We start from the raw sequence: 1322 nt of genomic DNA, 5'->3' as shown, positions 1-1322 counted from the left end.
GCTTTGCTGATGCCTGATTGCGATCTCGTTGAATTGACAAGGTGTGATGATCTAGGATTATGGAAAGATGAGCAAAGTGCAACGCCCTCCGAAACCCCGACCGCACCCTTATCTTCCTGATCCCGATCGCTATGAGCAAATGGTCTATCGCCGTTGCGGTCAGTCTGGCATAAAGCTACCCGCGATAAGCCTTGGGCTGTGGCACAATTTCGGTGGGGATACGCCGCAACTGACAAAGCGCGAGCTTTGCCGGACTGCCTTTGATTTGGGTATTACACACTTTGATTTGGCAAATAATTATGGCCCGCCGCCGGGATCGGCGGAAGAAGCATTCGGCGAAATTTTAAAAACTGATTTCGCAGGCTATCGGGACGAACTCATCATATCAACCAAGGCCGGCTATGACATGTGGCCAGGTCCCTATGGGGAGTGGGGATCACGGAAATATCTTGTGGCCTCATGTGACCAGTCGCTCAAGCGGATGGGGCTCGACTACGCAGATATTTTTTATTCCCACCGGTTTGATCCGGATACCCCACTGGAAGAGACTATGGGCGCTCTGGACTATATCGTGCGCTCCGGGCGCGCACTCTATGTCGGGATTTCAAGCTACAACTCGCAAAGAACGCGCGAAGCGCTTGCCATCTTGAAAGACCTTGGAACACCATGCCTGATCCATCAGCCTTCCTACAACCTGCTTAACCGATGGGTTGAACACGACGGGCTATTGGACACGCTTGACGAAATGGGCGTCGGATCGATTGCGTTCACGCCTCTTGCACAGGGTATTTTGACATCGAAGTATTTGAACGAAATTCCTGCGAACAGTCGGGCGACCCAAGGCAAGTCGCTCTTGGACGGTATGATCAACGAACGTTCACTGGCGAGTGTCCGGGCTCTAAACGAGATAGCGGCATCGCGCGGTCAATCATTGGCGCAGATGGCGCTCGCTTGGGTCTTGAGGGGTGATCGGGTAACGACTGCACTTATTGGCGCTTCTCGACCCGAGCAGATCGTGGATTGCGCCGGTGCGGTCGAAAATATGGAATTTACCGACGCGGAACTCTTCAGGATTGATGAGGTCAGTGCGGAAGAGGACATTAATTTATGGGCGCTATCCTCGGAAACTGCGTAGGATTGCTGACGACTGTTATTTTGGTGCGAACAGGCTTTCTTGTACGATCGCTAGACACTTCCGGTTCGGGCTAGAAGCGGTCTTGCGACGAGTCAGAAGCTCGACTTGCAACCTAGTCCCGAAAGCAGTCATTACACTAATTGCGCTGATCTGGTGTTTTCAAAGGCTTTGCCGATTGCTCTGACAA

1 protein-coding gene is annotated in these 1322 nt (G+C 52.4%); it reads left to right on the top strand.

Translation table 11 applies throughout. The annotated features are described in order from the left end of the window. The first annotated feature begins 67 nt into the window (after positions 1 to 67). Positions 68 to 1135, top strand: a complete 1068-nt coding sequence (mgrA, locus tag ACR1XU_RS23110) for an L-glyceraldehyde 3-phosphate reductase (RefSeq protein ID WP_170808341.1) — start codon at positions 68 to 70, stop codon at positions 1133 to 1135. Positions 1136 to 1322: the final 187 nt, after the last annotated feature.

The organism is Ruegeria sp. D1(2025), from assembly GCF_056536425.1.
This window is presented reverse-complemented; position numbering and strand designations above follow the sequence as displayed.